This window comes from Streptomonospora sp. PA3, assembly GCF_009728995.1.
Taxonomy (GTDB): domain Bacteria; phylum Actinomycetota; class Actinomycetes; order Streptosporangiales; family Streptosporangiaceae; genus Streptomonospora.
In genome coordinates, this window is record NZ_VTZW01000017.1 from 1 (window position 1) to 25,542 (window position 25,542).

At 73.1% G+C, this 25,542-nt stretch carries 22 protein-coding genes and 1 riboswitch; of the genes, 14 read left to right on the plus strand and 8 right to left on the minus strand.

Going from position 1 to position 25,542, the window contains the following annotated elements:
• The first annotated feature begins 113 nt into the window (after window positions 1-113).
• From FZ103_RS26090 to FZ103_RS19095, 3 genes are read left to right on the plus strand one after another with little or no spacing between them, the layout of a single operon-like run.
• Complete coding sequence (locus tag FZ103_RS26090; protein WP_156003025.1) at window positions 114-2,249, plus strand: ADP-ribosyltransferase; 2,136 nt, start codon at window positions 114-116, stop codon at window positions 2,247-2,249.
• A 17-nt stretch (window positions 2,250-2,266) separates the two neighbouring features.
• Complete coding sequence (locus tag FZ103_RS19090; RefSeq protein WP_156003026.1) at window positions 2,267-2,734, plus strand: hypothetical protein; 468 nt, start codon at window positions 2,267-2,269, stop codon at window positions 2,732-2,734.
• A 52-nt stretch (window positions 2,735-2,786) separates the two neighbouring features.
• Entirely contained in the window at window positions 2,787-3,254 is a 468-nt protein-coding gene (locus FZ103_RS19095; RefSeq protein ID WP_156003027.1) for a hypothetical protein, read from the plus strand.
• 12 nt (window positions 3,255-3,266) lie between these two features.
• Here the strand turns inward: FZ103_RS19095 and FZ103_RS19100 are convergent, their stop codons facing one another.
• The 4 genes from FZ103_RS19100 to eccCa form a co-directional block, all read right to left on the minus strand.
• Complete coding sequence (locus FZ103_RS19100) at window positions 3,267-4,292, minus strand: ADP-ribosylglycohydrolase family protein (RefSeq protein ID WP_156003042.1); 1,026 nt, start codon at window positions 4,290-4,292, stop codon at window positions 3,267-3,269.
• Between the two features lie 119 nt (window positions 4,293-4,411).
• The gene (locus FZ103_RS19105; protein ID WP_156003028.1) at window positions 4,412-5,437 is read right to left on the minus strand and encodes a DUF6177 family protein; all 1,026 of its coding nucleotides are present in this window, start codon (window positions 5,435-5,437) and stop codon (window positions 4,412-4,414) included.
• A gap of 2 nt (window positions 5,438-5,439) precedes the next feature.
• On the minus strand, window positions 5,440-5,835 hold the full coding sequence (locus tag FZ103_RS19110; RefSeq protein WP_156003029.1) for a hypothetical protein: 396 nt from the start codon (window positions 5,833-5,835) through the stop codon (window positions 5,440-5,442).
• A gap of 7 nt (window positions 5,836-5,842) precedes the next feature.
• Window positions 5,843-9,850: a type VII secretion protein EccCa gene (gene eccCa, locus FZ103_RS19115; protein WP_186356538.1), complete on the minus strand. Its 4,008-nt coding sequence runs from the start codon at window positions 9,848-9,850 to the stop codon at window positions 5,843-5,845.
• 166 nt (window positions 9,851-10,016) lie between these two features.
• Here eccCa and FZ103_RS19120 point away from each other — a divergent pair, with 166 nt between their 5' ends.
• The 5 genes from FZ103_RS19120 to FZ103_RS19135 all read left to right on the plus strand — a co-directional run bounded on the left by FZ103_RS19120 (window position 10,017) and on the right by FZ103_RS19135 (window position 15,199).
• A complete protein-coding gene (locus FZ103_RS19120) occupies window positions 10,017-10,886 on the plus strand; it encodes a hypothetical protein (RefSeq protein ID WP_156003031.1) in 870 nt (289 codons plus the stop codon).
• A gap of 376 nt (window positions 10,887-11,262) precedes the next feature.
• Window positions 11,263-12,288 (plus strand): serine hydrolase domain-containing protein, encoded by a 1,026-nt coding sequence (locus FZ103_RS19125; protein WP_186356543.1) that lies wholly within the window; start codon window positions 11,263-11,265, stop codon window positions 12,286-12,288.
• A 202-nt stretch (window positions 12,289-12,490) separates the two neighbouring features.
• On the plus strand, window positions 12,491-13,150 hold the full coding sequence (locus FZ103_RS25660; RefSeq protein ID WP_255430155.1) for a DUF6177 family protein: 660 nt from the start codon (window positions 12,491-12,493) through the stop codon (window positions 13,148-13,150).
• Between the two features lie 83 nt (window positions 13,151-13,233).
• Complete coding sequence (locus FZ103_RS25665) at window positions 13,234-13,557, plus strand: DUF6177 family protein (RefSeq protein WP_343233604.1); 324 nt, start codon at window positions 13,234-13,236, stop codon at window positions 13,555-13,557.
• A 331-nt stretch (window positions 13,558-13,888) separates the two neighbouring features.
• Entirely contained in the window at window positions 13,889-15,199 is a 1,311-nt protein-coding gene (locus FZ103_RS19135) for a styrene monooxygenase/indole monooxygenase family protein (protein WP_156003032.1), read from the plus strand.
• A 74-nt stretch (window positions 15,200-15,273) separates the two neighbouring features.
• Here FZ103_RS19135 and FZ103_RS19140 read toward each other — a convergent pair whose 3' ends face one another.
• The gene (locus FZ103_RS19140; protein ID WP_186356539.1) at window positions 15,274-15,981 is read right to left on the minus strand and encodes a class I SAM-dependent methyltransferase; all 708 of its coding nucleotides are present in this window, start codon (window positions 15,979-15,981) and stop codon (window positions 15,274-15,276) included.
• A 352-nt stretch (window positions 15,982-16,333) separates the two neighbouring features.
• Here FZ103_RS19140 and FZ103_RS26095 point away from each other — a divergent pair, with 352 nt between their 5' ends.
• Complete coding sequence (locus tag FZ103_RS26095) at window positions 16,334-17,578, plus strand: cytochrome P450 (protein WP_156003034.1); 1,245 nt, start codon at window positions 16,334-16,336, stop codon at window positions 17,576-17,578.
• Between the two features lie 28 nt (window positions 17,579-17,606).
• Here the strand turns inward: FZ103_RS26095 and otsB are convergent, their stop codons facing one another.
• Together otsB and FZ103_RS19155 are read right to left on the minus strand one after the other, a co-directional pair.
• A complete protein-coding gene (gene otsB / locus FZ103_RS19150; RefSeq protein WP_156003035.1) occupies window positions 17,607-18,434 on the minus strand; it encodes a trehalose-phosphatase in 828 nt (275 codons plus the stop codon).
• Between the two features lie 123 nt (window positions 18,435-18,557).
• Window positions 18,558-18,884, minus strand: coding sequence for a DUF3263 domain-containing protein (locus FZ103_RS19155; RefSeq protein ID WP_156003036.1), 327 nt, complete (start codon window positions 18,882-18,884; stop codon window positions 18,558-18,560).
• A gap of 204 nt (window positions 18,885-19,088) precedes the next feature.
• On the opposite strand from FZ103_RS19155, the gene FZ103_RS19160 reads away from it, so the two are divergent.
• Both FZ103_RS19160 and FZ103_RS19165 read left to right on the plus strand, forming a co-directional pair.
• The gene (locus FZ103_RS19160) at window positions 19,089-20,399 is read left to right on the plus strand and encodes a S8 family serine peptidase (protein ID WP_156003037.1); all 1,311 of its coding nucleotides are present in this window, start codon (window positions 19,089-19,091) and stop codon (window positions 20,397-20,399) included.
• A 125-nt stretch (window positions 20,400-20,524) separates the two neighbouring features.
• Window positions 20,525-21,241, plus strand: a complete 717-nt coding sequence (locus tag FZ103_RS19165) for a GrpB family protein (RefSeq protein WP_156003038.1) — start codon at window positions 20,525-20,527, stop codon at window positions 21,239-21,241.
• A 36-nt stretch (window positions 21,242-21,277) separates the two neighbouring features.
• On the opposite strand, the gene FZ103_RS19170 is transcribed toward FZ103_RS19165, so the two are convergent.
• A complete protein-coding gene (locus FZ103_RS19170) occupies window positions 21,278-22,714 on the minus strand; it encodes a trehalose-6-phosphate synthase (RefSeq protein WP_186356540.1) in 1,437 nt (478 codons plus the stop codon).
• A gap of 372 nt (window positions 22,715-23,086) precedes the next feature.
• Window positions 23,087-23,229: riboswitch (SAM riboswitch) on the plus strand.
• Window positions 23,230-23,241: 12 nt separating this feature from the next.
• Here FZ103_RS19170 and thrC point away from each other — a divergent pair.
• From thrC to FZ103_RS19185, 3 genes are all read left to right on the plus strand, one after another.
• The gene (thrC, locus tag FZ103_RS19175) at window positions 23,242-24,507 is read left to right on the plus strand and encodes a threonine synthase (RefSeq protein ID WP_156003040.1); all 1,266 of its coding nucleotides are present in this window, start codon (window positions 23,242-23,244) and stop codon (window positions 24,505-24,507) included.
• 70 nt (window positions 24,508-24,577) lie between these two features.
• On the plus strand, window positions 24,578-24,856 hold the full coding sequence (locus tag FZ103_RS19180; protein ID WP_156003041.1) for a MoaD/ThiS family protein: 279 nt from the start codon (window positions 24,578-24,580) through the stop codon (window positions 24,854-24,856).
• A gap of 504 nt (window positions 24,857-25,360) precedes the next feature.
• Window positions 25,361-25,542, plus strand: a 182-nt coding sequence (locus FZ103_RS19185; RefSeq protein WP_186356541.1) for a helix-turn-helix domain-containing protein, incomplete at its 3' end; no start/stop codon positions are given.

Genomic DNA, 25,542 nt, shown 5'->3' on the forward strand with positions numbered 1-25,542 from the left:
ATCCATGAGACGACGATCTCATGGGGTGGCCGTCCCGGAGGCGGCTGTGGTAGATCGGGAAGGCCTGTGTAGAACTCCCTGATCCTCCCGGCGGTGGCGTTTTGAGTGAGAAGGTGATCAGTCCCGAGGACGTCCCGATTCCCCCGGTCGATTGCGATGCGGTGGAGAAGGCCGGGGAGAAGCTCAAGGGCGACGGGGACGATGTGTCCCAGGCGGGTCAGGACATCAAGTCCTCCTGGCAGGGGCTGCAGGGGATCTACTCGGCTCCGGAGCAGGAGACGCTGTTTGCGGCGATCGATCCGGTGGCGACCAAGGGCGACGACTTCGACGGGGCGGTCACCTCGGTGGGCACGGCGTTGATCAACTTCGCCAACGATGTGCGGCCGATCAAGAGGCGGTTGCAGACGCTGAAGGCCGATGCGGAGTCGTTCCAGTCCAAGATCTCCGGTGATGAGGACTGGCGTGAGGACGAGGACAAGATCAATGAGCTGGACTCGCTGAACAACGACATCCTGCAGGCGGTGTTTGAGTATCAGCGGGCCGAGCGGGAGTGCGCCAACACGATCACCGCGTTGTTCGGGGGCACGACGTTCGTGGCCACCGAGCCGGGTGAGCAGGGCTCCTTGGGTGCCAACCAGGTGGCGCACGGCACGAGTGAGGCGTTGAAGGACATCGAGACGCCGTGGGTGACGCCGCAGGAGCATGATGCGCCGTGGTGGGAGGACGTCGGCAACGGCATCAAGGACTTCGGTGTGGGTATCGCCGAGGACCTGGGTGCTCTGGTGGGCCTCTACGGCGAGGACGGCTGGGGTGTGAGCTCCTGGAGTGAGTGGGGCAGCAACCTCAAGAACAACTGGGGCGACACTCTCAACGGCCTGGGCAGCCTCGTTGGCTTCTACGGCAAGGACGGCTGGGGGGTGAGCTCCTTCGGCGAGTGGTGGGGCAACTTCTCCTCGGGCTGGACGGAGTTCGCCCACGCGGTGGTGCCCTGGCGCGAGTGGGGGGATCGGCCGGGGTATGTGATCACGCAGTCGGTGCTGAACATCGGGAGTATGGCGCTGGGTGGTGCCGGCGTGGTCAAGGCGCTGGCCAAGAGCTCGCGCAAGATCGGCGGCGGGGATGTCGACACCAACACCGACGCTCCCAACACCGACATCGACGCCCCGCAGCTCCAGCAGATCGGCAACCGCCCGGGGCAGCAGTCCACCCAGGACCTGCAGAACCAGCTCGACGACATGAGCCTCGACCAGGACCAGCTGCAGGGCCTGCAGAACTCCCTGGACCAATCAGAGGGCCTCGACACCCACCCGAGCCCGGTCGGCGGCGGCGATCCCATCGACGTCGGCGACAACCGGCCCGGCGGTGGCGGAGGCCGTTCGGATGGCGACACCGCCTCGGGCGATCCGGTGGACACCGATCCGGCGTTCCACGAGGGCGACGGCAATCAGCACGGCGGCGACGCCCCGTCCGGGGACGCGCACGGCATTCCCGACCCCGACGGAGCACCGACCCCCGAAGCCGACGGCACACCTCCGGGCGAGGGGCATACGCCGGACACCGGATCCTCCGACGGTCCGGCGAACGGGCCGGACGTGCCGGACGATCCCGCGGACCCGGTCGACCTGGACGAGCTGACGACCACGGAGCGCATGGCCCGTGCGGAGAGCCTGATCTCCGACGGGGCGCGGACCTTCCCGGACAACGACGCGGCGACCAGGTACGGCCAGGACTACTGGAACGACTACGTCGAAAACCTGCCGCCCGAGCAGCGCAAGTCTCTGTTCAACTACTCGACCGAGCCTCCCCAGAACCACCCCACCTATGTGGAGATGAACGGTCAACTGCGGCGGGGCGAGACCCTCGACCCCGAGGTGCGGCGCGACATCGAGAACATCGACCAGGCGATGCAGGGGCGGCCGGTCCCCGAGGACATCGTCGTGACACGCGGTACCGGACTCGGCCACATCGACGTCTCACCCGAGAAGATGCCGGATGTCGAAGAGGGATTCCCCGACCCGGGGTACATGTCGACGTCGCTGGGAAGCGCCGCCGGCGCGTTCAAGGATGCGGAGGCGATCCTCCACCTGCGGGTCCCCGCCGGCACGCCCGCGCTGTGGATGGAGAAGGCCTCCGATTTCGGGGCGGGGGAGCGGGAGCTGCTCCTTGGACGCGGAGCGACCTACCGCGTCGCCGATGTCGTGTGGTCCGGTGGGCAGTGGCACGTGTACGGCGAGGTCATGGCGAAGTAGCGAGGAAGGAGCCCCGGGTGGGCGCGAGGGAATGGGATACGCCGAGGCTGACCGAGGACGTGCACTGGAAGGCGCAGGGGCGGGTCCGCGGCTACACGGACAAGAGCCCGGGGCCGGTCCGGTACCGGCGCATCGCCTGGTCCGGGGGCGAGGTGATCGGGTACCTGTGGTATGACGACGCGCACAGCGCCGCCGGGTACGTGGCGGTGGCCGCTCAGGGCGACGACGCCGTCAACGCGGGAACGCTGTGGCACAGGCGCCTGACCGATGCGGGAGAGCGCGGTCTGGCGCCGTCGCAGGCGGTTGCGGAGTTCGCGGAGCAGGGGGTCGGCAGCAGGGGCTCGGGTTGGATCGTCCCCGATTCCGAGGCCGAGGCACCGAGCGTCGCCGAACTCGAGGCAGTGGCCGGAGCCCCCGGCGCCGGGAAGGCGCCGGAGCGCACCGCCGATGAATCGCAGCAGCGGCGGCGCCGGAGTGGCGAATGACGGTCCGGCCCGCAGCCGGTGCGAGCGCCGGGTAGCGGACGAAGGCGGGGCGATGGGCGTCGACGAGCGGGATGTCCGCCGGGCGACCGCAGACGTGCATTTCCAGCCCGTCGGCGGGAAGGTCGGCTATGCGTCGGCCTGTTCAGGGCCGGTGCACTACCGGACGATCGCAGGGGACAGTGGCGCGGAGGTCTTGGGCTACCTGTGGTACTGCGACGCCGAAGAAGCGGCGGGTTATGTACCGCGGCCGGAGGGCGGTGACGCCGCGTTCAACGCGGGAGCCTACTGGGCCGATCTTCTGGCCGGGGCCTGGCAGCGCGGTCTCCCACCCTCCGCCGCTGTCGACGAATTCGAGTCGCGATCCGCTGGAGGCCCGGCGTCCGGGTGGATCGTCCCCGATGCCTCGGGCAAGGCCCCCGGTGTGCAAGAGCTGCGAACCGCCGTCGGGTTGTCTCCGTCCGGCAACCGTCCCCCGCAGCAGGCCGATGAGCCGCAGCGGCGGCGCCGGAGTGGTGAGTGAGCGTGGCGCCCGCTACCCGCTGAGCGCCGATGGGGGTGTCTGAGCCAGGCGGCGGCCCAGGTCCTCCAGGTCGGCGGCTGCCAGGTCCGGCCAGCCGTGGACGGCCTCGCGCCAGTGGTCGGGGACCGCGGAGGCGCCCCAGCGGGCGCCGAGGAGGGCGCCGGCGATGGCGGCGACGGTGTCGGTGTCGTCGCCGGCGCGGACGGCGTTCTCCAGAGCGGCCACCAGGTGCTCGGCGCCCTCGCCCGGTGCCGTGGTGATCGCCGACCAGGCCGCTTGCAGTGCCGGGACGACGAAGCCGTTGGGGTTGAACTCGTGCGGCGGAGCCTGTTCGGCCTCGTCGAGCCGGGCAGCCCAGTACGCACTCCGCTCCCCGGGCAGCAGCTCCAGCCCCGTGCGCACGCCCGCGAAGCCGTCCCCCGCCACCGCGCGGCGGATGCCCTCGCACCACAGCACGCAGGCCTCCTCGGCGAGCGGGTCGGCGTGGGTGAGGCGGCTGAGGAGTCGGGCCGCGTCGGCGGTGGCCCGCGCGTCGCCGGGGAAGCACAGCCCGACCGGTCCCGTGCGCATCAGCGACCCGTTGCCTGCGCTGGGCACGCCCGAGGTGTAGCGCTCGCGCGCCGCCGCGAGCATCGCCTCGGCCGTACCCGGCTTGCCGCGCCGGGCCGCGGCCGCGCCCAGGACCGCGCGCGTCTGGTTGCCGATGTCGCTCGCACCCTCGAACATCCAGGTCAGAAAGTTCTCGGCGACGCCGTCGAGCACACGCGGGCCGAACACCGCGCCTTCCGCGCCGGCCGGACCGGCCGCGCCCCGGCCGGTGCCACCCGGATCGGCCGGGGCGGAGGGATCCGCCAGCGCGCGGGCGATGCAGGCCGCCATCTGCGTGTCGTCGCTGTACTCGCCCGGACGGTAGGGCCCAAGCCCGCCGCCGGCCATCTCGGGGCGCTGGTCGGCCCGGAGCCGTTGGGCGAACTCGTAGGGCACCCCCAGCGCGTCGCCGCACGCGGCCGCGAGCAGCACGCCCGCGGCCCGGTCCAGCCGCTCGGGACCCGGCGCCTGGGCCGGGCTCTCCTGCGGATTCCGCGGCGCCTCGCGGTGGGCGTGGGCGTCGTTCACCGTGGTCCTACCTCCATCGCAAACGGCTCGCGGTCGCGGTCTCAGGACGGCGCTTGGCCGCCCTCGGGGCGCAGGTGCTTCATCAGGGCGTGGAATTCGCGCCAGGCGTCGGGATCGGTCCCGTCGCCGAGTGGGTACCACATTGCCGGGGCGCGTGAGGGTCCCACGCGCTCTCCCGGTGCGGGGGCGTCATCGGCGCGGGCGGCGCCGATCTCGGCCACCGCCTCAGCTCCGATCGCGGCCCCCACCGGGGCAGGCACGCCCGACCACACCGGCGCGTACGTCAGGTCGGCACGGCCCGCCATGCGCTGCACGGTCATGCTGGTGAGCACCCCGCGCTTGGCCAGCTCCCCGGCCACCTCGCCCAGGCGCTCCAGCGGCGGCTCGGCGTCGCCCGGATAGCCCGCGCCGAAGGTGATCGTCTCCTTCACCCCCTCGACCACCCGCGCCGTGCGGTGGGTGCCGATGAAGGGGCGCTCGGCGAACTGCGGTCCGGTGAACACCGTCCACGTCGACTCCGGCGCGCGCCGGCGGCACAGCGCCGTCATCCGCGAGGTGTTCCACTGCGACAGCGCCGGCTCGCTGGTGCCCCACCCGGCCGGGTGGGCGTCACACAGCGCCTCGGCCAGCAGCTCGACCCCGGTGCCGAGCACCAGGCTCTCGCGGGCGTCGTGCCGCAGCCGCAGGTCGATCCAGAGCTGGCTGCCGGGCTCCTCGACGGGCCGCAGGAAGGTGCGCGTCGGGCCGTGCTGGACGCGGTCGCTCTTGCCCACCACGAACCCGGCGCGCCGGTCCCAGACCAGCGGCACCCCGGAGAACCCGTCGTAGTGGCCGCTGCCGTCGGGCTCCTCGACGGCCCAGCGCGCGTTCGGGTGCTGCAGCACCGTCCGCAGCGGCAGGGTGATGCGCACGTCCGGGGAGGTCAGCACCTGCAGCGACCGCTCGGTCCGGCCGCAGGCCGCCAGCGCGTCGGCCAGCCAGGACGACAGCGGCACGACCGGCCGGTCCTGCACGATCACGGCGGCCTGCTCGGTGGCGGTGTCGATCGCGGGGTGGTCGGCGACCATGGTCACTCCCTCCCGCCGGACGCCGCCGGGGTCTGCTCCGCCGGGCGCGGCGGCCACACGATGCCGCCCAGCCGTGCGGTCAGCGAGTCCGCGAAGCGGTGGGCCAGCGCTTCGGGATCGGGCCCCGACCCCGGCGCGCGGGCCTCCACCCACCAGCACGGGTCGGGCATGCCCGCCGCCGCCTCCGCACCCAGCAGCCGGCCGACCTCGCCGGGCACCTCGACCTTCTGCGCCGCCTCGATCGCCAGTACCGGACGGCCCGAATCGTCGCGGAGCCGGATGACGGCCCCCTCGCCCGCGCCCGCGACCTTGAGGTCGGGGCCCGCGTCCACCATCGAGTCCACCAGCGCCCGCACGTCGGGCGCCTGGCGCACCAGCGCGACCACGTCGTATGTCACCGGTCCGTCAACTCCCGTCTCCAGATTCCGCGTCGAGAACCGCCGTCTGCATCAGACGCGGCGACCGGCCCCTGCGGATCCACTGGCCTCGCCCCGGCGGCTGGGCGCTGGCGTAGACCTTGGGGAACAGCTGGCCCTCGCTGCGGTCGCCCGACATCAGCACCGCGCTGGTGCCGATCTCGCGCATGGCCTGCACCAGGGGGTCGTAGAGCCCGCGGCCCGCCCCGGCCACACGCCGGCTGAGGACGAAGTGCAGCCCGATGTCGCGCCCGTTGGACACGAACGGCACGAACGGGGTCAGCGGCTTCTGCCCGGCGGTGGTGAGCAGGTCGTAGTCGTCGACCAGGACGACGATGCGCGGACCGGAGAACGCCCCCGCGTCGGCCGAGTCGGGATCGGCGTCGTCGGGAAGGCGCTCCTCCAGCTCCTTGGCCACGCCCCCGGCCAGGCCCTGGCACACCCGCGCGTTGCTGGCGTATCCCCCCAGGTACTCCTCGGGGATGACATTGCGCAGCGTGCGGCGCGGGTCCATCACCGCGAACACGACCTCCTTCGAGGAGTAGCGGGCGATGAGCCCTTCGGCGACCAGCCGCAGCAGGTTGGTTTTGCCGCACTCGCCGTCGCCCAGCACCAGCAGGTTCTGGTCGCGTTCGAACAGGTCCAGCAGTACCGGCTCCAGCCCCTGCTCGTCCACGCCGATCGGCACCCGGGTGCGCTCGGTGCCGGGGCCCGGCAGCGTGGCGGCGGGCAGCCGGTGCGGCAGCACCCGCACCGGGGGAGCCGTCGTCCCCTTCCACGCGGTGCCGATGGCGCGGCAGGTCTTCTCGACCACCTCGCCGAGGTTGTCGTCCTCGGCCAGGGCGTCCACGCGCGGCAGCGCCACCTGCGCGAACAGCTTCTGGTCGGTGAGCACCCGGCCCGGGGTGTCAGGGCTGATGGTCTCGGCGAGCTTGCGGTCGACCGAGGAGTCGGAGGGGTCGTTGAGCCGCAGCTCCACCTTCTGCCCGAAGTTGGACTGCATGGCGATGCGCACGTCGTTCCACCGCAGCATGGCGGCCACGATGTGGATGCCGTAGCCGCCGCCCCGCTGCAGCAGGTCGTTGACGATGTCGTTGATCTCCTCGAAGTCGCTGCGGATGGCGCCGAAGCCGTCCACGCACAGCACGACGTCGGCACTGGCCAGCTCGGGCACCTCGCCGCGGGCGTGCATGCGGCGCAGCTGCTGGATGGAGTCGATGCCGCGGTCGCGGAAGACCTCCTGGCGCTGCTCCAGCATGCCGCGGACCTCCTCGACCGTGCGGCGCACCCGCTCGCCGTCGGTGCGCGCGGCCACCCCGCCCACGTGCGGGAGGTCGGCGAGCGCCTGCAGGCCGCCGCCGACCAGGTCGAGCGCGTAGCAGGCGACCTGGTCGGGGGTGTGGGTGAGCGCGATGGAGAGTACGAGCGTGCGCAGCAGCGTGGTCTTGCCGGTCTGCGGGCCGCCGATGATGGCGAAGTGGCCGCCCGAGGCCGACAGGTCGATGCTCCACAGCCCCTGCCACTGGCGGGCGGCGTCGTCGAGCAGCCCGACCGGGATGTGCAGCTGCCCGGGCGGGTCGGGCAGGCGCATGCCGCTGTCGGCGACCCGCACCGGCCCGGTCACCCCGTCCAGCGTGGTGGCCGCGGGCAGCGGCGGCAGCCAGATGCTGCGGGTGGGCTGTCCCGCCCGGGTGAGCTGGCCCACCATCACATCCAGCAGGGTGGGCCCCACGGTGCGGTCGGGCAGCCCCGGCTCGTCGTCCTCGGCCGCGGCTTCCGGCCGGTCGCGGCGCACCTCGTTGAACGCCGGATAGGGGTAGACCGGCGGCGGGCCGTCCTGGTCCTCGGCGTCCTCGGCCGCCACCTGGCCGCGGTAGGCGCCGGAGACGTAGCCGGCCTTGAACCGCTGGTAGACGCTGGTGTCGACCTTGAGGTAGCCGAACCCGGGCAGCGCCGGCAGGTGGAAGGCGTCGGGGGTGTCCAGCACCGTGCGGCTCTCCTCCTCGGAGAACGTGCGCAGCCCCAGCCGGTAGGAGAGGTAGGTCTCCAGTCCGCGCAGCTTGCCGCTCTCGATGCGCTGGCTGGACAGCAGCAGATGCACGCCGATGCTGCGCCCGATGCGCCCGATCGACAGGAACAACTGGATGAAGTCGGGGCGCGCGGTCAGCAGCTCGCCGAACTCGTCGATGATCACCAGCAGGTGCGGCAGCGGCGGCAGGCCGGGGTCGTGCTGGCGCTTGTAGTGGTAGTCGCCGATGTTGGCGACGTTGCCCGCGTCGCGCAGCACCTGCTGGCGGCGCTGGACCTCGCCGGAGAGGCTGGAGTAGGCGCGCTCGATCAGGGCGGCGTCGTCCTCCAGGTTGGTGATCACCCCGGCGACGTGCGGCATGTCCTCGAACGGGGCGAACGTGGCGCCGCCCTTGTAGTCGACGAGCACCATGCTGACGCGGTCGGGCGGATGCGACGCCGCAAGGGCGATGACCAGGGTGCGCAGCATCTCGCTCTTGCCCGACCCGGTGGCGCCCACGCACAGCCCGTGGGGGCCCATGCCCAGCTGCGCGGACTCCTTGAGGTCCAGGATGACGGGCTGGCCCAGGTCGTCGGCGCCGATCGGCACCCGCAGGAACGAGCGCTCGCTGCGCGGCGCCCACAGCCGGACCACGTCCATGTCGCCGGGGTCGTCCACGCCGAGCATGGACGTGAAGTCGGCGCTGCCGCCCTCGGCCGCGGTCTCCTCGACGGACTCGCGCGAAAGGCGCAGCGGCGCCAGCATCCTCGCCACCCCGGTCACGTCGCCGACGCCCACCGGATCGACGGTGCCGTGGGTGGCCGCGCCCACGGGGTCGTCGGTGCGCAGGTCCTCCACCCGGACCCGGTCGCCCTCGACCGTGATGCGCATGCTGACGTCGCCCGGCTCGTCGACCTGGGCGGCCACGAGGTGGATCACCGTGGCCCCCAGCGCGGCCGGCGGGACGGCGTCGTCGGGGCGCACCAGCTCCTCGGCCACCGAGCCGTGCGTGTCGTGCACCACCAGCAGCCGGCGCATCATCTGGTAGGCCTCGCGCTTGCCCATGCCGCGGCGCACCTCGGCGGCGAAGTCGGTGCGGGCGCGCAGGTCGTCGGAGAGCAGGGCGCCGAGCTTGGCCGGGGTGGGCGCGATCAGCCGCGCGTAGGCGCCCTGTTCGCGGCGCTGCTGGTCCAGCGCCTGCGGCAGCCACTTCACCCAGTCCCAGTCGGCGGACGCGGCGGCGGGGTGGGCCAGCGCCAGCGCGGCGTCCTCGGGCGCGTGGAACACGCAGAACTGGGCGAGCAGCGAGCGCATCACCCGCAGTACGTCGGCGCGCTCGCCGATGACGCTGATGTTGCCGGCCATGTCCAGCGGGACTGTCAGCGGCATCTCCGGCACGTGCTCGAAGCGCCGGATGGCCGCCTGGGCCTCCGAGAGCATGAAGGGGTCGGTGGGGGTCAGCGCCGTCCCGCGCTCGCCCAGCAGCAGCGGGCGGCCCGGCATCGCGCCCGTGCCCAGCCGCACCCGCAGGAAGTCGCGGTCCTTGCGGCGGCGCTCCCACAGCCGGGTGGGGTCGCGCACGATGTCGTACAGCGCCGACGGAGGCGGGTCCAGCAGCTGGGCGTGCTCGCGCAGCTCGCGCTCGCGCCCGCTGAGGTCCTCGCGCAGCTCCTCCAGGTACTCCAGGTACAGCTCGCGCTGGTTGCGGCGCTGGCGCGCGGCCTGCCCGCGGCGGGACAGCAGCATGCCCAGGGCGGCGCACAGCGCGACCACCAGCACCAGCGCGCCCAGCGCCATGAACGCCGGATTGCGCAGCACCATCATGATGGTCAGCGAGCCCATCATGGCGATCATCGGCAGAATGGACATGAGCTGGTTGCCCTGCTGGTTGCCGTCCGGCAGCGTCGGCGGCGCCTCGACCTCGTAGGGCTCGCGCTGAGGCGGGGGGTGGACGGTGCGGGCCGGCCGATGCACTACGCGGGTGGTCACCAGCTCTCCTTTCCCCGTGTGACGGGGACGATCCTATTCGGGCGCGGTGGGGTCCTCCCATACGGTAATCGCGAGCGGGAGCGGCGGTGAGGCCGCGGGCGAGGGGGCCGCGATGGGAGGGGAGCCGCACGGCCGCGACGCGCGTCAGAGCCGGAGGGAGGGGCGGGTGCACGAGGAACTGGAGATCGCCGGGGACGTCCACGCGCTCCTGGAGGGGCTGCTGCCGGTGTCGCTGCCGGACGCCTCCTTCGACCGCGCCACCTCCTCGGTGGTGCTCGGGTTCGGCTGGACCGAGCTGAGCGCGTCCACCTGGGGGCTGCTGGAGCGCTGCGCCGCCGCGGAGCGGTCGGAGTGGCCGGGTGTGGTCGACGCCTGGCTGCGCGAGACCGCCGACCGCGCCGCCATGGCGATCGCCGAGATCGAGCTGCTGGGCGACGTGCGCCGGCTGCTGCGCATCCGCCTGGTGCCGACCATGTCCGAGGAGCACCGCCGCGAACTGGTGTGGACCCCGGCGGGCGAGTACTTCGACGCCCTGGTCGTGGTCGAGCACCCGGAGTACGGCGCGCCGCTGACCCGGCACCGCGCCGGGCTGCTGCAGCTGCGGCGGTTGGGCTATGCGCTGCGCCAGACGCGCGAGCACGAACTGTCCGACGTCGTCGACTACACGCGCCCGCTCGCGGCCGGCGGCGAGGTGCGGGTGATCACCAAGCCCGGCAGCGGCTATGTGACGGTGCTGCTCAGCGAGCTGGACGAGCTGCTCGCCGAGACCGACGCGGCGGGGGCGCTGGTGGCGGCGCCGCGCTACGACACCCTGCTGCTGTACCCGCTGCGCTCCCGGGCGGCCCTCAAGGCGCTGCCGGCGTTCACCGCCGAGGCCGCCGCGATGCACGGCGCCGCCGAGGACCCCTGTACGGACCACGTCTACCTGTGGCGCGACGGCGACCTGGAGGCCCTGGACGCCCGGCCCCGGAGGGCGCGGGCGCAGGTCAAGGCACTGCTGCGCGCTTCCGGAAGGCTGCGGCTGCGGCGCGAGTGACGCCGGCGTCCGGCAGCGGGCGGGGCGGCGCGGCGGCTCCGGGGCACATCGGCGGCGGCCGGATCCGGCCGAGGGCGGCGGGCGGCCGGTGGCGGTCATCCCGCTTTCCGGGTCGGACCGCGACACGCCGCCAATATCGGCCCGTAGCCCGCGGCGGATTCGCGGTTACCGCAATCCGGGGCGGAGCGCCGGAGCGGGCGAGCGGATCGAGCGCCCGGCGCACGATCCGCGCCGAGCCGGACCCCTCCCAGGTCAGCGGGCACGGGTTTCGGTCATGGCGTTCGTCGGCATTCGGCTTGGGACACTGGACCTGCGGAGGGGCGATCCGCTCTCCTTGGGGTATCCGGCGGGTGAAGAGGCCTTGAGGGGAGGACGCGTGCTGGACGGCGACTGGCTCGCAGACACCGGGACGGAGATCCGCAGCGTCCTGAAGGTCATGGTCGACGCCGAGTGGCTCCCCGGCGGAACCGCCGTGGTCGGCACCGACAGCATGTGGGAGTTCGTCTCCGTCGGCGGGATCGGCGAGGCCGGCGGCGACCACCCCGCGGCGCCCGATGTGCGCTACGACGCCGCGAGCCTGACCAAGGTCATGGCCACCTGGCCGCTGATGGGCCGCGCGGTCGCCGAGGGGCTCGTGGGGCTCGACGACCCGCTGGGCGACTACTTCCCGGGCGGCCCCTACCCCGGAGGCCGGGTCACGGCGCGCCAGATCCTCACGCACACCTCCCGGCTGAACCCGGTCACGTGGCTGGAACGCTACGTCGGCACCGAGCAGGACCTCGCCGAGGCGATCCTCTCCGAGCCGCTGGACGAGGAGGGCTACCGCTACATCGACCGCGGCTTCATCCTGCTCGGGCTGCTGCTGGAGCGGCTGCTGGGCGACCCGCTGGACCGGCTGGCGGGCGAACTGTGGTCGATGGCGGGCATGGCCTCGACCACCTACGGCCCGCTGCCGCGCTCGGCGGCGGTCGCGCCCACCGAGCGGCGCATCCCCGGCGCCGCGCCCGTCTGGGGCGTGGTCCACGACGAGGCGGCGGCGCTGATGGGCGGGGTCTCCGGGCACGCCGGGGTGTTCACCACGGCCATCGACCTCGGGGTGTTCGCCCGCGACCTGCTGCGGGTGCACGCGGAGTCGCGCGGCCGGGGCGACGCCCTCTCCGACTACGTGCGCCAGAGCTGGCGCCCCCAGGTTCCCGTCGACGAGCACTTCTCGCGCGGCCTGGCCTGGCTGGTCACCGACCGCGGGCTGGTGTACCACCACGGCTACACGGGTGTCAGCCTGTTCCTCCACCCGCCCACGGGCCGCTACGTCGGCCTGCTCACCAACGCGGTCCACCACGGCCGCCGCCGCACGGGCCTGGTCGACCTCAGGGCGGCGGTGCGGGCGTCCTTCGGGGAGTGAGCGCGGCGGGCGGCCTGTGCTCGTCCGGGTCGGCGCGACGGTCCGGGATCACGCGGCCCGTGCTGTCCGGATGCGGACAATCGCCCTCATCACTTGAGACTGCGGATCCCGGGCGCGCGGTCCTGCGTGTTCACGCCGTGCGGGAGCCGATCCCCGCGCGGGAACCGGGTCGCCATCTTTCGCCCGAGAAAGCAGCCTCACTATGACCCGCGACGTCGTCGCTTTGCTGGACCGCCGGCCCACCATGCGCGGCATGACCCGGGCCCTTGTGCAGGCGGGGCGGGACCTGCGGATGCGTACCGTCGCCGAAGGGGCCGTGGTCGAGCTGCGGGATGACTCCGGGCGGCTGGTGGCGGCTGCGCAGGCTGGGCAGCGGCTCGCTTCGGCCGGGGAAGTCGATCGGCTGCTCGGCGACGGCATCGGCGAACCGTTGCCCGCTCAGCCCTGGTGGGTCGAGGCGCGCGGGGCCGAGACCGGGACCGGCGGGCCCGACACCGCCGGGATGGTGCGCCGGTTCGCCGAATCGCTCGCCGCCGAGTTCGGTGGCTGCGTCTGGGAGGCCGAATCCCGGCTCGACCGCGGCGACCCGCTGCTGACCGGGACCACCGACCACCCCGCCCTCACCCGCGCCACCGACCGTGTTGCGATCGCCGTCCAGGACCGCCCCGTCGTCCCCCTCTCCACCTGGCTGGCCGACGCCGTCGCGGTGCACGGCCGCGCCGGGCGCGGCTTCCAGCTCGTCACCCCTGCTCAGACGCGCCTGCCCCACGAGCTGGCCGCCCTCCTGGAGAACCCCATGGCCCGCTGGGTGGTGCGCGCCCCGAAGGCGACTACTTCGACGGCCACGTCGGCCTCCCGCTGACCTGGTCCGAGTAGGTCGGCTTCATCATCGACGCGTCGGAGCCCGCAGAACCCGCGCCCCACCCGCACTTCCTCCGCGAGGGGGTGGAGGCCGGCCAGGACGCGGCCGCCCCGCAGGCCGACCAGCTGCTGGTCGGCCTCGACGGCCGCGGCCTCGGCGACCTCACCTGCGCACCGCACGAGGCGGGCCCGCGCCTCCCGGTGGGCCTGGCGCTGGGTCCCGACGCCGTCAGCACCCTCGGCCTGGCACACGCCCGCACCGCCCCCATCGAGCCGGTCCACCTCGGCCCGCGCTTCTCGCCCGCCCTCTGGTACCCGATCGGCGACGGCACCGCGCCCGAGGACCGCTCACGGCTGCACGACCTACTGGCCCACCTGCGAACCGACACGGCTGCGGCGGGCGGGTGAGCCATTTGCCTCCGCCCCGGCCTTGAACGCCCCTGTCCCTGTGGTCATATTCTGTTGCGGACGGTGACCGCAGACGCACGACCGCCGCCCGAGTGAAACGGTCGGACGGTGCACCGGGTTGCCGACGGTGCCGCCGGGACACCGGTGGACCTATGGGACGATAAGCCATGATCAACAGGCTGGATTCCCGGCGCCGCGGGCGTTTCCGGAACCCGGCCCGCCCCGGGGCCCGCGGCGTGGAGCGCGGCCGGGGCCCGGTCCCCCCACGCGGCGCAGGGCGGCTGCCCCCTCGGCTTCCCGCGCCGCCTCCCCCCTGTGTGCGAGGAGAGCGATGCGTAAGATCCTGATCGTCGGAGCGGGCTACAGCGGTCTGACGCTGGCCCACCTGCTCCTGAGCGCCGGCTACGACGTGACCGTCATGACCGGCCAGACCTCCCCGGAGATCCGCCAGGGCCGAACGAGGACCCTGGCCATGACCTTTCCCGAAACCCTGGCGCTGGAGCGCGAGGCGGGCCTGTTCTTCCAGCAATGGGAGACCGCCCCCACCGCGCCGGGCATCCACTTCTCGCTGCGGCCGCCGAACATGCCCTCGATGGAGTTCGGCGGCAACAACGCGGGCGGTACCAGCCTCGCCGTGGAGAGCCGGCTGAAGATGGCCGACTGGCTGGAGTACTTCGAGGACCGCGGCGGCAAGGTGATCGTGCACGGGTGCACCGTGAGCGATCTGGAGTACTTCACCCGCGGCATGTACGACCTGACCGTGATCGCGGTGGGCGCCGGCGAACTGGGCGCGCTGTTCGACCGCGACGACTCCCGTACGGGCGGCGCCTTCCCCGGGCGAATCACCCAGGCCTCGATGTTCAACGTCGAGCCCCACGAGGACCCGGCCGTGCGCGAGCGCGGCCTCGAGGTCGTGTCCATCCCCGGTGGGGGCAACGTGTTCCTCGTCCCGCAGCTGACGGCATACGGCCCCGCCACCACCATCTTCGCCAAGGGCGAGGTGGGCCCGGCGGGCATGGAGCAGCTGGCCTGGGAGGAGCGCCCCGGGCGCCCCAGCGACACCCGCGAGCAGGTCGCGACGATGCGGCTGTCGTTCCTGCTGGAGAAGCTGTGGGAGTTCGCGCCCGACATCGCCCGCCGCTGCCAGAACGCGACCCTGGTCGACCCCGGCTCGGTGATCATGGAGGAGATCCGGCCGCAGGTCCGCCACCCGGTCGCCACCCTGTCGGGCGGCGGCATGGTGCTGGGCATGGCGGACGCGGTCATCAGCGTCGACCCGGTATCCGGCCAGCAGCACGCCAACGCCGCGGCGTGCGCACGCGCCTACTTCGACGCGATCCGCGCGCACGGCGAGCAGCCGTTCACGCCCGAGTGGGGCCGGGCCGCCTTCGACCGGTTCTGGAACGAGACCGGGCAGTTCGCGGCGATGTTCACCGAGGTGCTGGTGGCCAACTTCTGGGACGAGTCCAAGCGGCCGCCCTACTTCGCCGAGCTGCTGGAGGCGGTGCTCACCCTGCCCGAGATCCAGGACGCCTGGGTCACCGGGGTCTGCCGGCCCACCGAGCTGGCGTGGATGCTCGACGAGCAGACCTGCCGGGCGCGCATCGCCGAGGCGCGCGAGCGCGCGGGCGTGGCCGGCTAGCGAGGCGGTCGGAGGCGCCCCCGCGGCGCCGACCGGAACCCGGGGGCGGCGCGCCGCCGCCCCCGGACATCGGCTCAGGAGCGGCCCACGGCCCGCCACAGCACAAGGCTGCCCTCGGTCCACACCTCGACGTCGTCGAAGCGCTCCCGCAGCGCCGCGGCGAGGTCGTCGGCGGTGTCGGCGCGGTTGGAGAACCAGGCGAGCCGGTTGTAGAGGGCCATCATGAGCACGGCCAGCGGTCGGCGCCAGCGCCCGCGGACGCCCCGGTTCATCAGCGTGGCGCCGAAGAACACCCCGCCCGGCCGCAGGACCCGGGCGACGGAGTCGAACAGGGCCGTCTTGGCCGCGATCCCCCGCTGCCCGGGGTCGGGCAGGCAGTGCACGACGTTCATGCAGCCGACCGACGCGAAGGAGCCCTCGACACCGGTCCAGGGTTCGAGTGCGTCGGCGCGCGTGGTGGCCGGCGCGAACCGCGACAGCCGGTCGGCGGTCTCCTGAAGCGGACCGGAGTTGGCGTCGAGGAGGTGCAGCCGGGTGAAGCCGCCCGGGCGGTCGGCGCGCTCCAGCAGCAGGCCGGTGCCCACCCCCACCTCCAGGTGCTCGGCGCTGAGGTGTTCCCGGACGAACGCGAGGACCCGGTCGAGCCTGGGGCCCCAGGCCCAGGGCTGGAAGGAGAATCCCCAAACCCATTTGTCGTAGGCGCCGGCGGCCCCGAGCCGCTTGCGCTCGTAGATCGCGGAAGTGGGGGTGTCGCCGGAAGAGGTGTCGGGGGTCGGTGTCACGGGCAGCTCCCTGGGGCGAGGGGTGAACGGGGGCGCGACGGTGCCGGCTGATCACCGGACCGCCGTCCGCAAACATGCCCGTTTGTCGGGCATTGCGAACACACGAGTATCGCCCCGGTGCAGGGGTGCACGGTCGCCACTGGGGGTGCTGTGCGCCACGTGCGCGACGCCGCCGCAGGTCGCAGGGGTCCGAGCCGCGGGCGGACGTCTTTCTCGCGGAGGCCCGCGGGACCGCAGTTGCATATGTGCAATCCCGCACTCTGTTGCCTTCGGTGTGACGGAATGGGCACAATCGCCCTGTCCTGGCCATCCCGGCATTTCCGCCGGATCGCACGCACCGAGAGGACACCGCGTGACCTCCAGCTCACTGCTCGATCCCGCTCAGGCCATGGCCGGCCTCCTCGACCCCGAGAACCGGGACCCCTATCCCCTCTACGCCGCCCTGCGTGAATCAGGCGACGGCGTCCACTGGTGCGAACCGATGGGCGCCTACTTCGCCACCCGCTACGACGACATCAAGGTGATGAGTCGGCGGATCGACGTCTACTCCTCGGAGCACTTCTGGCCCAGTCCCGCCGGCGAGCACAACCCCGACGACCCCCGCCAGGTCGCCAGCGTGGACGTCGCCAGCCGCCAGTTCATGTTCACCGACCCGCCGGACCACACCCGGCTGCGCAAGATCCTCAGCCCGCACTTCAACACCGCGGCACTGAACGGGCGCTGGCGCAGCCTGGTCGAGCGCGTGGTCGACGAACGGCTCTCCCGGCTGAGTCCGGGACAGACCGTCAACTTCATGGAGGTCGCCAACGCCGTCCCGGTCGCGGTCATCGCCGGGGTCATCGGCGTACCGGTCGAGACGGACGCGGACCTGGTCCGGTGGCGGGCGTGGTCGCGCGCCATGGGAGCCACCCTCGACATCAGCGTCCACGGACCCGAGCAGGAGAAAGCGGTGCTGGGCCAGGGCGAGTTCATCGACGCGCTCGCCGAGATCCTCGACCGCCGCCGCTGGGATCCGCGCGACGACATGATCACGGCCGTGGCGCAGCTGGCCGACGACGCCGACGAGCCGGTTGACGAGAAGGACGTGCTCGCCCAGTTGCTGCTGCTGTTCGCGGCGGGCAACGACACCACGGCCGGCCTGCTGGGCAACGGTGTCCAGCTGCTGCTGACCCACCGGGAGAAGACCGAGCGCCTGCGCGCGGAGGGTTCCCTGGCAGGCGGGGTCGAGGAGATCCTGCGCTTCGAGCCGCCGGTGCACTTCGACCTGCGGCTGACCAAGGAGCCGGTGGTCCTGGGCGAGACCGAGCTGCCGGCCGGAGCGGCGGTGTACCAGATCCTGCCGGCGGCCAACCGCGACCCGCGGGTCTTCGCCGACCCCGACGCCTTCGACCCCTGGCGGCCCAACGCCCGCAACCACATGAGCTTCCTGCACGGCCCCCACCACTGCATCGGGGCGGGGCTCGCCCGCGTGGAAGGCGAGGTCCTGTTCAAGCGCCTGCTGGAGCGCTTCCCCGACGCCCGCCTGGACGGCGAGCCCGTCCGCCGCACCCGCGACAAGGCGACCCGCGGGCTGGAGGAGCTGCCCGTACGACTCTGAGCGATCGCCCGATGTGCGCCGGCGGCGTTCACCTCCTGCCGGTGATCGCCTCGCGCAGGCCGGTGAGCAGCTCGGCGACGCCGGGCGGGCCGTCGACCACCAGGTCGGCGCGTGCGGCGAGTTCGGCGACCTCGGTGGAACCGCTGCACACCGTGAGGCCGCGGAGGCCCTTGTCGCGCAGGCGCTCCACGGCGTCGAAGGCGGCGAGGTCGCCGAGGTCGTCGCCGGCGTAGAGCACGGCGGCGTCCTCGCCGGCGCCGGCCATCACGGCGGCCAGTGCCGAGCCCTTGTCCATGCCGGCCGGCCGCAGCTCGATGACCCGGCGGCCGGGCTCGACGGTGAGTCCGGCGCGCTGGGCCAGGGCGGCCAGCGGGATCCGCAGGATCTCCAAGGCCGCGTCGGGATCGGCGGCGCGCCGGGTGTGCACCGCCAGCGAATGCCCCTTGTCCTCGATCCAGGTGCCGTCGTGGGCACCCGAGCGGCGCAGCAGCTCGGGCAGCTCCTCGCGGACCAGGCCGACTCCGATGGGCGGGTCGGGGGCGGTGACGCGGCCGTCCTCCCAGCGCTCCAGGCCGTAGTGGCCCAGCACCAGGATTCCGGCGACGTCGGTGAGTCCGCCGTACTCCACCGCCACCGCCGCCGGCCGCCCGGTGATGATCACCAGGCGGCCGACCAGCGGTGCGAGGCGGGCGAGTTCGGCGGTGACGCCGGGATAGGCGCGGGCGTCGCGGGGGTCGGAGACGATCGGTGCCAGCGTGCCGTCGAAGTCGAAGGACAGGACGGCGTCGGCGGGGCGCTGCACGATCCGGTCCAGCGCGGCCGCGCCCGCGTCGGAACCGGGCTTGGGCAAAGGCATGAGCGGTCGTCTCGTTCCCGTTCGGATGGTTGCGGGCTTGGCGCGGGCTGTGCCGTTGCACGCCCGAAACTGCGATATGCCCTCAGATCACGAGGCGGGCCGGCGGGGCGCCGCCGTGCGCTGCTACAGCTGGATGCCCAGTTGGCGGGCGGTGCGCTGGCGGCGGCGGTTGGCGCGCAGCCGCCGCAGCCGCTTGACGGTCATGGGGTCGAAGGCGAGGGCCTCGGGACGGTCGACCAGCCCGTTGAGCAGCTGGTAGTAGCGCGTCGGCGAGAACCCGAACTCCTCGCGGATGGCCTGCTCCTTGGAGCCCTCCAACTTCCACCATTGGCGTTCGAAGGCCAGGATGCGCTGTTCGCGGTCGGCAAGCTCGGATTCCTCGCCGGAGGAAGCCGCCGACTTACCGGTATGGGCGGGGGGTCGTTGATCGAATAGCCCTGGATCTGACATTGGGCGCCTCCTCGTCCGGATTGGCGCGACTCATGGTAGCGACTCCCCGCGGACGCTGAGGAGGAGAACAGCGAGGATGGGGCCGCGGGGTTAGAGATCCCTGTCCTTCACGGTCGCCGGGTGACCTGCGCGCCCGGGCGTGCCGCGCCCCCGCCCGCTGCCCGCACTCGGGCCGCGCCGCCCAAAAGGCCCGGACGTGGAACAATGACGCTGACCGTACCCACCGATACGGCACGGGAGTTGGGGGTTTGCATGATCAGCGGTAACCGGGCCGCCCCGCGCGCCGCCTGGGCGGCCGCCTGCGCCGTCGCGCTGCTGGCTCCGCTGACACCCCCGGCGGCCGCGCCCGCCGCGGCCGACGCGCCGGCCGAGCAGGACCTGCGGCCCGAGCAGTGGGGGATGGACGCTGTCGGCGCCGCCGAGGCCGCCGAGCGCAACGACGGCGACGGCGTGGTCGTGGCGCTGCTGGACAGCGGAGTCGACACCTCCCATCCCGACCTGCGCGGGGCCGTCACCGCCGGCGAGGACTTCACCGAGGGCGGCGCGGACGGCTCCGGCACGCCGCTGGCCGGCATCGTGGCCGGACGCGGCCACGGTGCGGAGTTCACCGGAGGCATCGTCGGCGTGGCCCCCGGCGCCGATCTGCTGTCGGTGCCCGTCGCCTCCGCCGCCGGAGAGCCGGCCGCGGACGAGGCGCTCGCCGACGGCATCCGCCACGCCGTCGGTGAAGGAGCCCAGGTCGTCGCCGTGACCGCGGAAACCGAGGGCGCCGAGCCCGACGACGCGGTGCAGGCCGCCGTCCGCCACGCCCGGCGCAACGGGGCCCTGGTCATCGCCCCCGCCGGCGAGGGCCGCTCCGCCTACCCCGGCGCCTACGAGGGCGCGATGGCCGTCGGCGCCGTCGGCGAGGACCTCGCACTCACCGCCGACTCGCCGTCCTTTGGGGCCGCGCTGGTCGCACCGGGCGCCGGTATCCGCGCCCCCGCAGCGGGCGGCGGCTACACCACCGTCGAGGGGCCCCGGGCCGCCGCCGCCTTCGCCGCCGGTGCGGCGGCGCTGGTGCGCGCGGAGTTTCCGCAGCTGCGCCCCGGCGAGGTGGCCGACGTGCTGACCTTCGGTGCCCGGCCCGGCGCGGGTGGCGAGCAGGCGGCCGGCTACGGCGCCGGCGTGCTCGACGCCCCCGCGGCCATGGACGAGGGCGCGGCCGCGACCGAGGGCGAGCCGCTGTTCGACGAGAGCCTGGCCGAGCCCGCCGAGGAGGAGTCGGCACTGCCCGGCTGGGCGGTGTGGACGGGCGCCGGCGTCCTGGCGGCGCTCGTGGTGGCGGGTGCCGTGCTGCTGTGGCGCCGGGTCAACGCCAACCCCTACAACCTTCCCTCCCGCGAGCCCGAGCGGCAGCGGAGCCGCGGCGCTGATCGCGGCGGCGACCGCGAACCCGTCGGCGCCGGCGCCCGCTCCGGCGGAGCGCGCCGGGCGGGCACCGGGCACCGCCGCGGCGGGCGGCGCCGGCGCTGAAGCCGGGCCGGCGGCGCGTCCTGCGCGGCGCTGGGTGACCGCGGATGTGCCGCATGTGGCCATGAGCAGGGGTTATACCTGTTAGCTGGCTTGACGCGCGGCAGCGGGCGTAGAAACCTGGCGGGATGTCCCCCACGGAATTCCCTGATCACGTGCCCGATGCCCGGCCCGTCCCGCCGCAGCCGCACGCGGAGGTGCCCGGACCGGAAGCCTCCGCCGCCGCGCCGCCGCCGTCCCCGGACGCGTCCGCGCCGCTGCCTTCGCGCCGCGGGCTCGGCGGCTCCGCGTCGGTCTCCGGCGCCCTGGCCCCGCCGCCGCACTTCGTCGAGGGCCGGGTGGTCGTCGTCGAGGCCGACCCCAAGTGGCCCTACCTCTTCCAGCGCGAGGCCGACCGCATCCGCGACGCGCTGGGGGCCAAGGCGCTGGAGATCGAGCACGTCGGATCCACCGCCGTGCCCGGCCTGTGCGCCAAGCCCTGCATCGACGTGCTGCTGACCGTGCCCGATCCCGCCGACGAGGACGCCTATCTGCCGCCGCTGGAGCGGGCGGGCTACGCGCTGTGGCACCGCGAGCCCGATCTGGAGGGCCACCGCGTGCTGCGCGGTCCCGACGTGAACACCAACGTGCACCTCTACGGCCCCGGCGCGGCCGAGGCCGAGCGCCTCCTGCTCTTCCGCGACCGGCTGCGCACCGACGGCGCCGACCGCGGGCTGTATGAGCGCACCAAGTGGGAGCTCGCGCGGCGCACGTGGGACAGCGTGCAGGACTACGCCGACGCCAAGGCCGAGCTCGTGGAGCAGATCATCGCCCGCGCCCGCGCCGCCGCCGCACCGGCGGAGTGAACCGGCACTTCGGCGCGGGCGCCCGTGCGGGCCGCGCTACCCGAGCGCGCGCAGCTGCTCCTCGAACCAGCGCTGCGGCGGCAGGGCGGTGGCGCTCTCCACCAGCCGGTCGCAGCGTGCGCGCCGCTCGTCGTCGGGCATCTCCAACGCCGTATGCAGGGCGCGCGCGGTCTGGGTGACGTCGTAGGGGTTGACCAGCAGCGAGTCGCGCCCGAGGTCGTCGGCCGCCCCGGCCTCACTGGAGAGCACCAGCACGCACCCGTCGTCGGAGAGCGCCGGGGCCTCCTTGGCCACCAGGTTCATGCCGTCGCGGATCGGGTTGATCAGCAGCACGTCGGCCATCCGGTAGGCGGCGAGCGAGCGCGGGAAGTCGTCGTTGACCTCCAGCACCAGCGGCGTCCACGAGGCCGTGCCGAACTCCTGGTTGATCTCCTTGGCCACCCGCTGGACGTTCTCGGTGTACTCGCGGTACTCGGGGACGTCCCCGCGGCTGGGATAGGCGAAGGCCAGGTGGGTGACGCGCTCGTGCCACTCGGGGTGGTCGCGCAGCATCTCGCGGAACGCCTCAAGGCCGCGCACGATGTTCTTCGACAGTTCGGTGCGGTCGACCCGCACGATGAGCTTGCGGTCGCCCACCCGCTCGCGCAGCGCGGTGCGCCACTCGTCGACGTCGGCCTGGGCCGCCCGTTCGCGCAGCGTCGGGGCGTCGGCGCCCAGCGCGTGCACCCCCACCCGGATCAGCCGGCCGCCGAACTCCACGGTGCGCTGCTCCCAGTCGACGTCGACCCGCAGGAGCGACTCGCAGCAGCGCAGGAACGCGTCGGCCCAGCGGCGGCTGAGGAAGCCCAGGTGGTCGGCGCCGAGCATGCCCTCCAGCAGCTCCCGGGCGATCTCGTCGGGCAGCATGCGGAAGTACTCCGGCGGCGCCCAGGGCGTGTGGGAGAAGTGGGCGATGCGCAGATCGGGGCGGCGCTGGCGCAGCATGCGGGGCACCAGGGCCAGGTGGTAGTCCTGCACCGCCACGCGCGCGTTGTCGGCCGAGCCGGTCAGCAGCGCCTCGGCGAAGGCGGAGTTGTAGGAGCGGAAGTCCTCCCACTCGGCGCGGAACGCGGCGTCGAAGCGCGGCTTGTTGGGGGTGTCGTAGAGCATGTGGTGCACGAACCACAGCGTCGAGTTGGCCACGCGGGTGTAGGCGTTGGTGAAGGTGTCGGGCGGGATGTCGAGCATCCGCACGCGCATGCCCAGGTCGAAGCCCGCCAGATCCAGCCGCGCCTCGGGCGCGCGGGCGGCCGCGGCCCGATCGGCGTCGGAGAGGGCGGCGCACACCCACAGCGTGTCGGAGGCGGAGGCGACGGCGCTCAGCCCCGACACCAGCCCGCCTCCGCCGCGCCGGTAGTCGAGGGAGCCGTCTTCGCTGATCGAGAAGGACACCGGTCCCCTGTTGGAAGCGACGAGGATCTGTGCCTTGTCCACCTGATCGTCCACCTCTCGCAAGGATTCACCTGGAATCGCGCCGACATCCCATTGCACTACAGGCACTGCCGCTGGCGACAGGGCCCGCTGCGCGAAGGTGTCATAGGTCTCGCCTGCGGCGGGCCCGCGCAAACCCCCCGGATCCCGCGCTGGAGGCCGGTCCCGGCTCGGGGCGCCAGGGGCGCGTGCGGCGCGGCAGGCACCTGAGCAGGTGTGCCCGCGGGTTGTGAGTCCGCTACCCGCCCGCGCGGCCCGCAGCCGTGTTACCCGGATCACTCTCCATGGAAAATCGGACGAAACGTGGGCTAGAGTGTGCTGCGGATTCAGCTGTGCGCCACAAGGCTGACGCACGGATCCGCGACAACTTCATATTGCTCATCCAGAGGGGTGGAGGGACCGGCCCTGCGAAGCCCCGGCAACCATCTCGGTGTGCGCTACTCGCGAACCTGCGAGGCGGCCGAGGCAGGTGCCAACTCCGGCCTGGGGCCAGATCGGTCCGACAGGGAAGATGAGGGGAGACGCCTCGCATGGCGATTACCGCCACAGAAACGGACACGCCCGCCGCTCGCTCCTTCGGCCCCGCCGCCGCGCTGTCCTGCCGCGAATGCGGTGAACGCTACGACCTCGCGCCGCGCTTCGCCTGCGAGTTCTGTTTCGGGCCTCTTGAGGTGGCCTACGAGTTCGGCGAGGTCACCCGCGAGGCCATCCAGAGCGGTCCCAACAACATCTGGCGCTACGCCGGCCTCCTGCCGGTGCCCGGCAACGTCGCCGACCTGCCCAACATGAACCCCGGCCTGACCCCGCTGGTGCGCGCCGACCGGCTGGCCGCCGAACTGGGCATGCGGTCGCTGCACGTCAAGGACGACTCCGCCAACCCCACCCACTCCTTCAAGGACCGGGTGGTGGCCATGGCCGTCGAGGCCGCCCGCACCTTCGGATTCCGCACCCTTTCCTGCTCCTCCACCGGCAACCTGGCCGGAGCGGTGGGTGCCGCCTCCGCCCGCGCCGGGTTCCGCTCGTGCGTGTTCATTCCCGCCGGGCTGGAAGAGGGCAAGGTCGTCATGGCGGCCGTCTACGGCGGCCGGGTGGTGGCCATCGACGGCAGCTACGACGACGTGAACCGCTTCTGCTCGGAGCTGATCGGCGACCCCGCCGGCGAGGACTGGGGCTTCGTCAACGTCAACCTGCGGCCGTACTACGCCGAGGGCTCCAAGACCCTGGCCTATGAGATCGCCGAGCAGCTGGGCTGGCGGCTGCCCGAGCAGATCATCGTGCCCATCGCGTCGGGCTCCCAGCTCACCAAGATCGACAAGGGCTTCCGCGAGCTGATCCGGCTGGGCCTGGTGGAGGACCGGCCCTACAAGGTGTTCGGCGCCCAGGCGAGCGGCTGCTCGCCGGTGGCCCGGGCCTACGAGGAGGGCCACGACGTCATCCAGCCCGTCAAGCCCGACACCATCGCCAAGTCCCTGGCGATCGGCAACCCGGCCGACGGCCCCTACGTCCTCGACGTCTGCCGCCGCACCGGCGGCGCGGTGGCCCACGTCGACGACGCGGCGGTGGTCGACTCCATCTCCCTGCTCGCCCGCACCGAAGGCGTCTTCGCCGAGACCGCCGGCGGAGTGACCACCGGCGTGCTGCGCAAGCTGCTGGACGAGGGCGCGCTCGACCCCCGGGCCGAGACCGTGGTGCTCAACACCGGCGACGGCCTGAAGACCCTCAACGCCGTGCAGGCGGGGGTGACCGCCACCATCAAGCCTTCCTTGGACGCGTTCAAGGAGTCCGGGCTGCTCTAACACCCGGGCAGGCCCGAAGCCCCCTCCCCGCAACCGCCGGACAGCGAGCGAGTCAAGGAGAACCGCAGCAATGAGCGTCAGCGTCCGAGTCCCGACGATCCTGCGCACCTACACCAAGGACGAGGCCGAGGTCACCGCCGAGGGCGAGACGGTGCAGGCCGTGCTGGCCGACCTGGAGGCCAAGTACCCCGGCATCCGGGCGCGCATCGTCGACGACTCCGGCAAGATCCGCCGCTTCGTCAACGTCTATGTGGGCGACGAGGACGTGCGGTTCGCCCAGGGGCTGGACACCCCGACCGTGTCGGGCACCCAGGTCTCCATCATCCCGGCCGTGGCGGGCGGCTGCTAGGCCGTGTTCGGTGGGTCGCTGTCCTACTGCGCGGCCGCCGGGGTGGTGGCGGGTGAGGGGTGGGCTTCTCGCTCTCGTTGCGTTCTCTGGGCCCCTGACAGGCATCATGGCGAAGCCGCCTGTCAGGGACAGTCGACAGGGGGCCCGCCCCGGGCCCCCGCTGCGCGATGATGCGGAGCCTGCGGAGCCCGCGCAGTAGGGGAACTCCTTCCTCGGCCTTGCGAGAGCGGCACTGGGCCCCCGCTCGGCGATCATGGCGAAGCCCGCCGAGTAGGGGAGGCCCTATCGCGGCGCCCCGCGCCGGGAATCGGCGCTTCGCGCGATCGGGCGCGGGGCGCACACGAGTGCGCCGCTCGCTACGGACGGACCCACCAGACACGGCCTAGCTGTGATGTCCCGGCACGTCGGTAACAGCCGACACGCCCCCGACAGCGGTTGAACAAGAAGAGGGCCTTCTGATCCCGGTGTGGATGACAAGTCTGCACCGATGCTCAGGAGGCCCTCGTGTGCCACCGTAACGCGCCACTGACCCCTACCGGCAGACTCCGCCTGGCCCGGTGCGTCGTCGAGGACGGCTACAGCCGCCGCGAGGCGGCCGAACGCTTCGGCGTCTCACCCAGGACCGCCCACAGATGGGCACGCCGCTACCGCGACGAGGGCGAGGCCGGCATGGGCGACCGCCCCAG

Bases quoted from the DNA above. Each gene is read 5' to 3' on its own strand.
- thrC (WP_156003040.1), top strand. From the start codon at position 23,242: ATGGCGATTACCGCCACAGAAACGGACACGCCCGCCGCTCGCTCCTTC.
- FZ103_RS19165 (WP_156003038.1), top strand. From the start codon at position 20,525: ATGTCCCCCACGGAATTCCCTGATCACGTGCCCGATGCCCGGCCCGTC.
- otsB (WP_156003035.1), bottom strand. From the start codon at position 18,434: ATGCCTTTGCCCAAGCCCGGTTCCGACGCGGGCGCGGCCGCGCTGGAC.
- FZ103_RS19105 (WP_156003028.1), bottom strand. From the start codon at position 5,437: ATGGTCGCCGACCACCCCGCGATCGACACCGCCACCGAGCAGGCCGCC.
- FZ103_RS25660 (WP_255430155.1), top strand. From the start codon at position 12,491: ATGACCCGCGACGTCGTCGCTTTGCTGGACCGCCGGCCCACCATGCGC.
- FZ103_RS19155 (WP_156003036.1), bottom strand. From the start codon at position 18,884: ATGTCAGATCCAGGGCTATTCGATCAACGACCCCCCGCCCATACCGGT.
- FZ103_RS19180 (WP_156003041.1), top strand. From the start codon at position 24,578: ATGAGCGTCAGCGTCCGAGTCCCGACGATCCTGCGCACCTACACCAAG.
- FZ103_RS19160 (WP_156003037.1), top strand. From the start codon at position 19,089: ATGACGCTGACCGTACCCACCGATACGGCACGGGAGTTGGGGGTTTGC.
- FZ103_RS19095 (WP_156003027.1), top strand. From the start codon at position 2,787: ATGGGCGTCGACGAGCGGGATGTCCGCCGGGCGACCGCAGACGTGCAT.
- FZ103_RS19135 (WP_156003032.1), top strand. From the start codon at position 13,889: ATGCGTAAGATCCTGATCGTCGGAGCGGGCTACAGCGGTCTGACGCTG.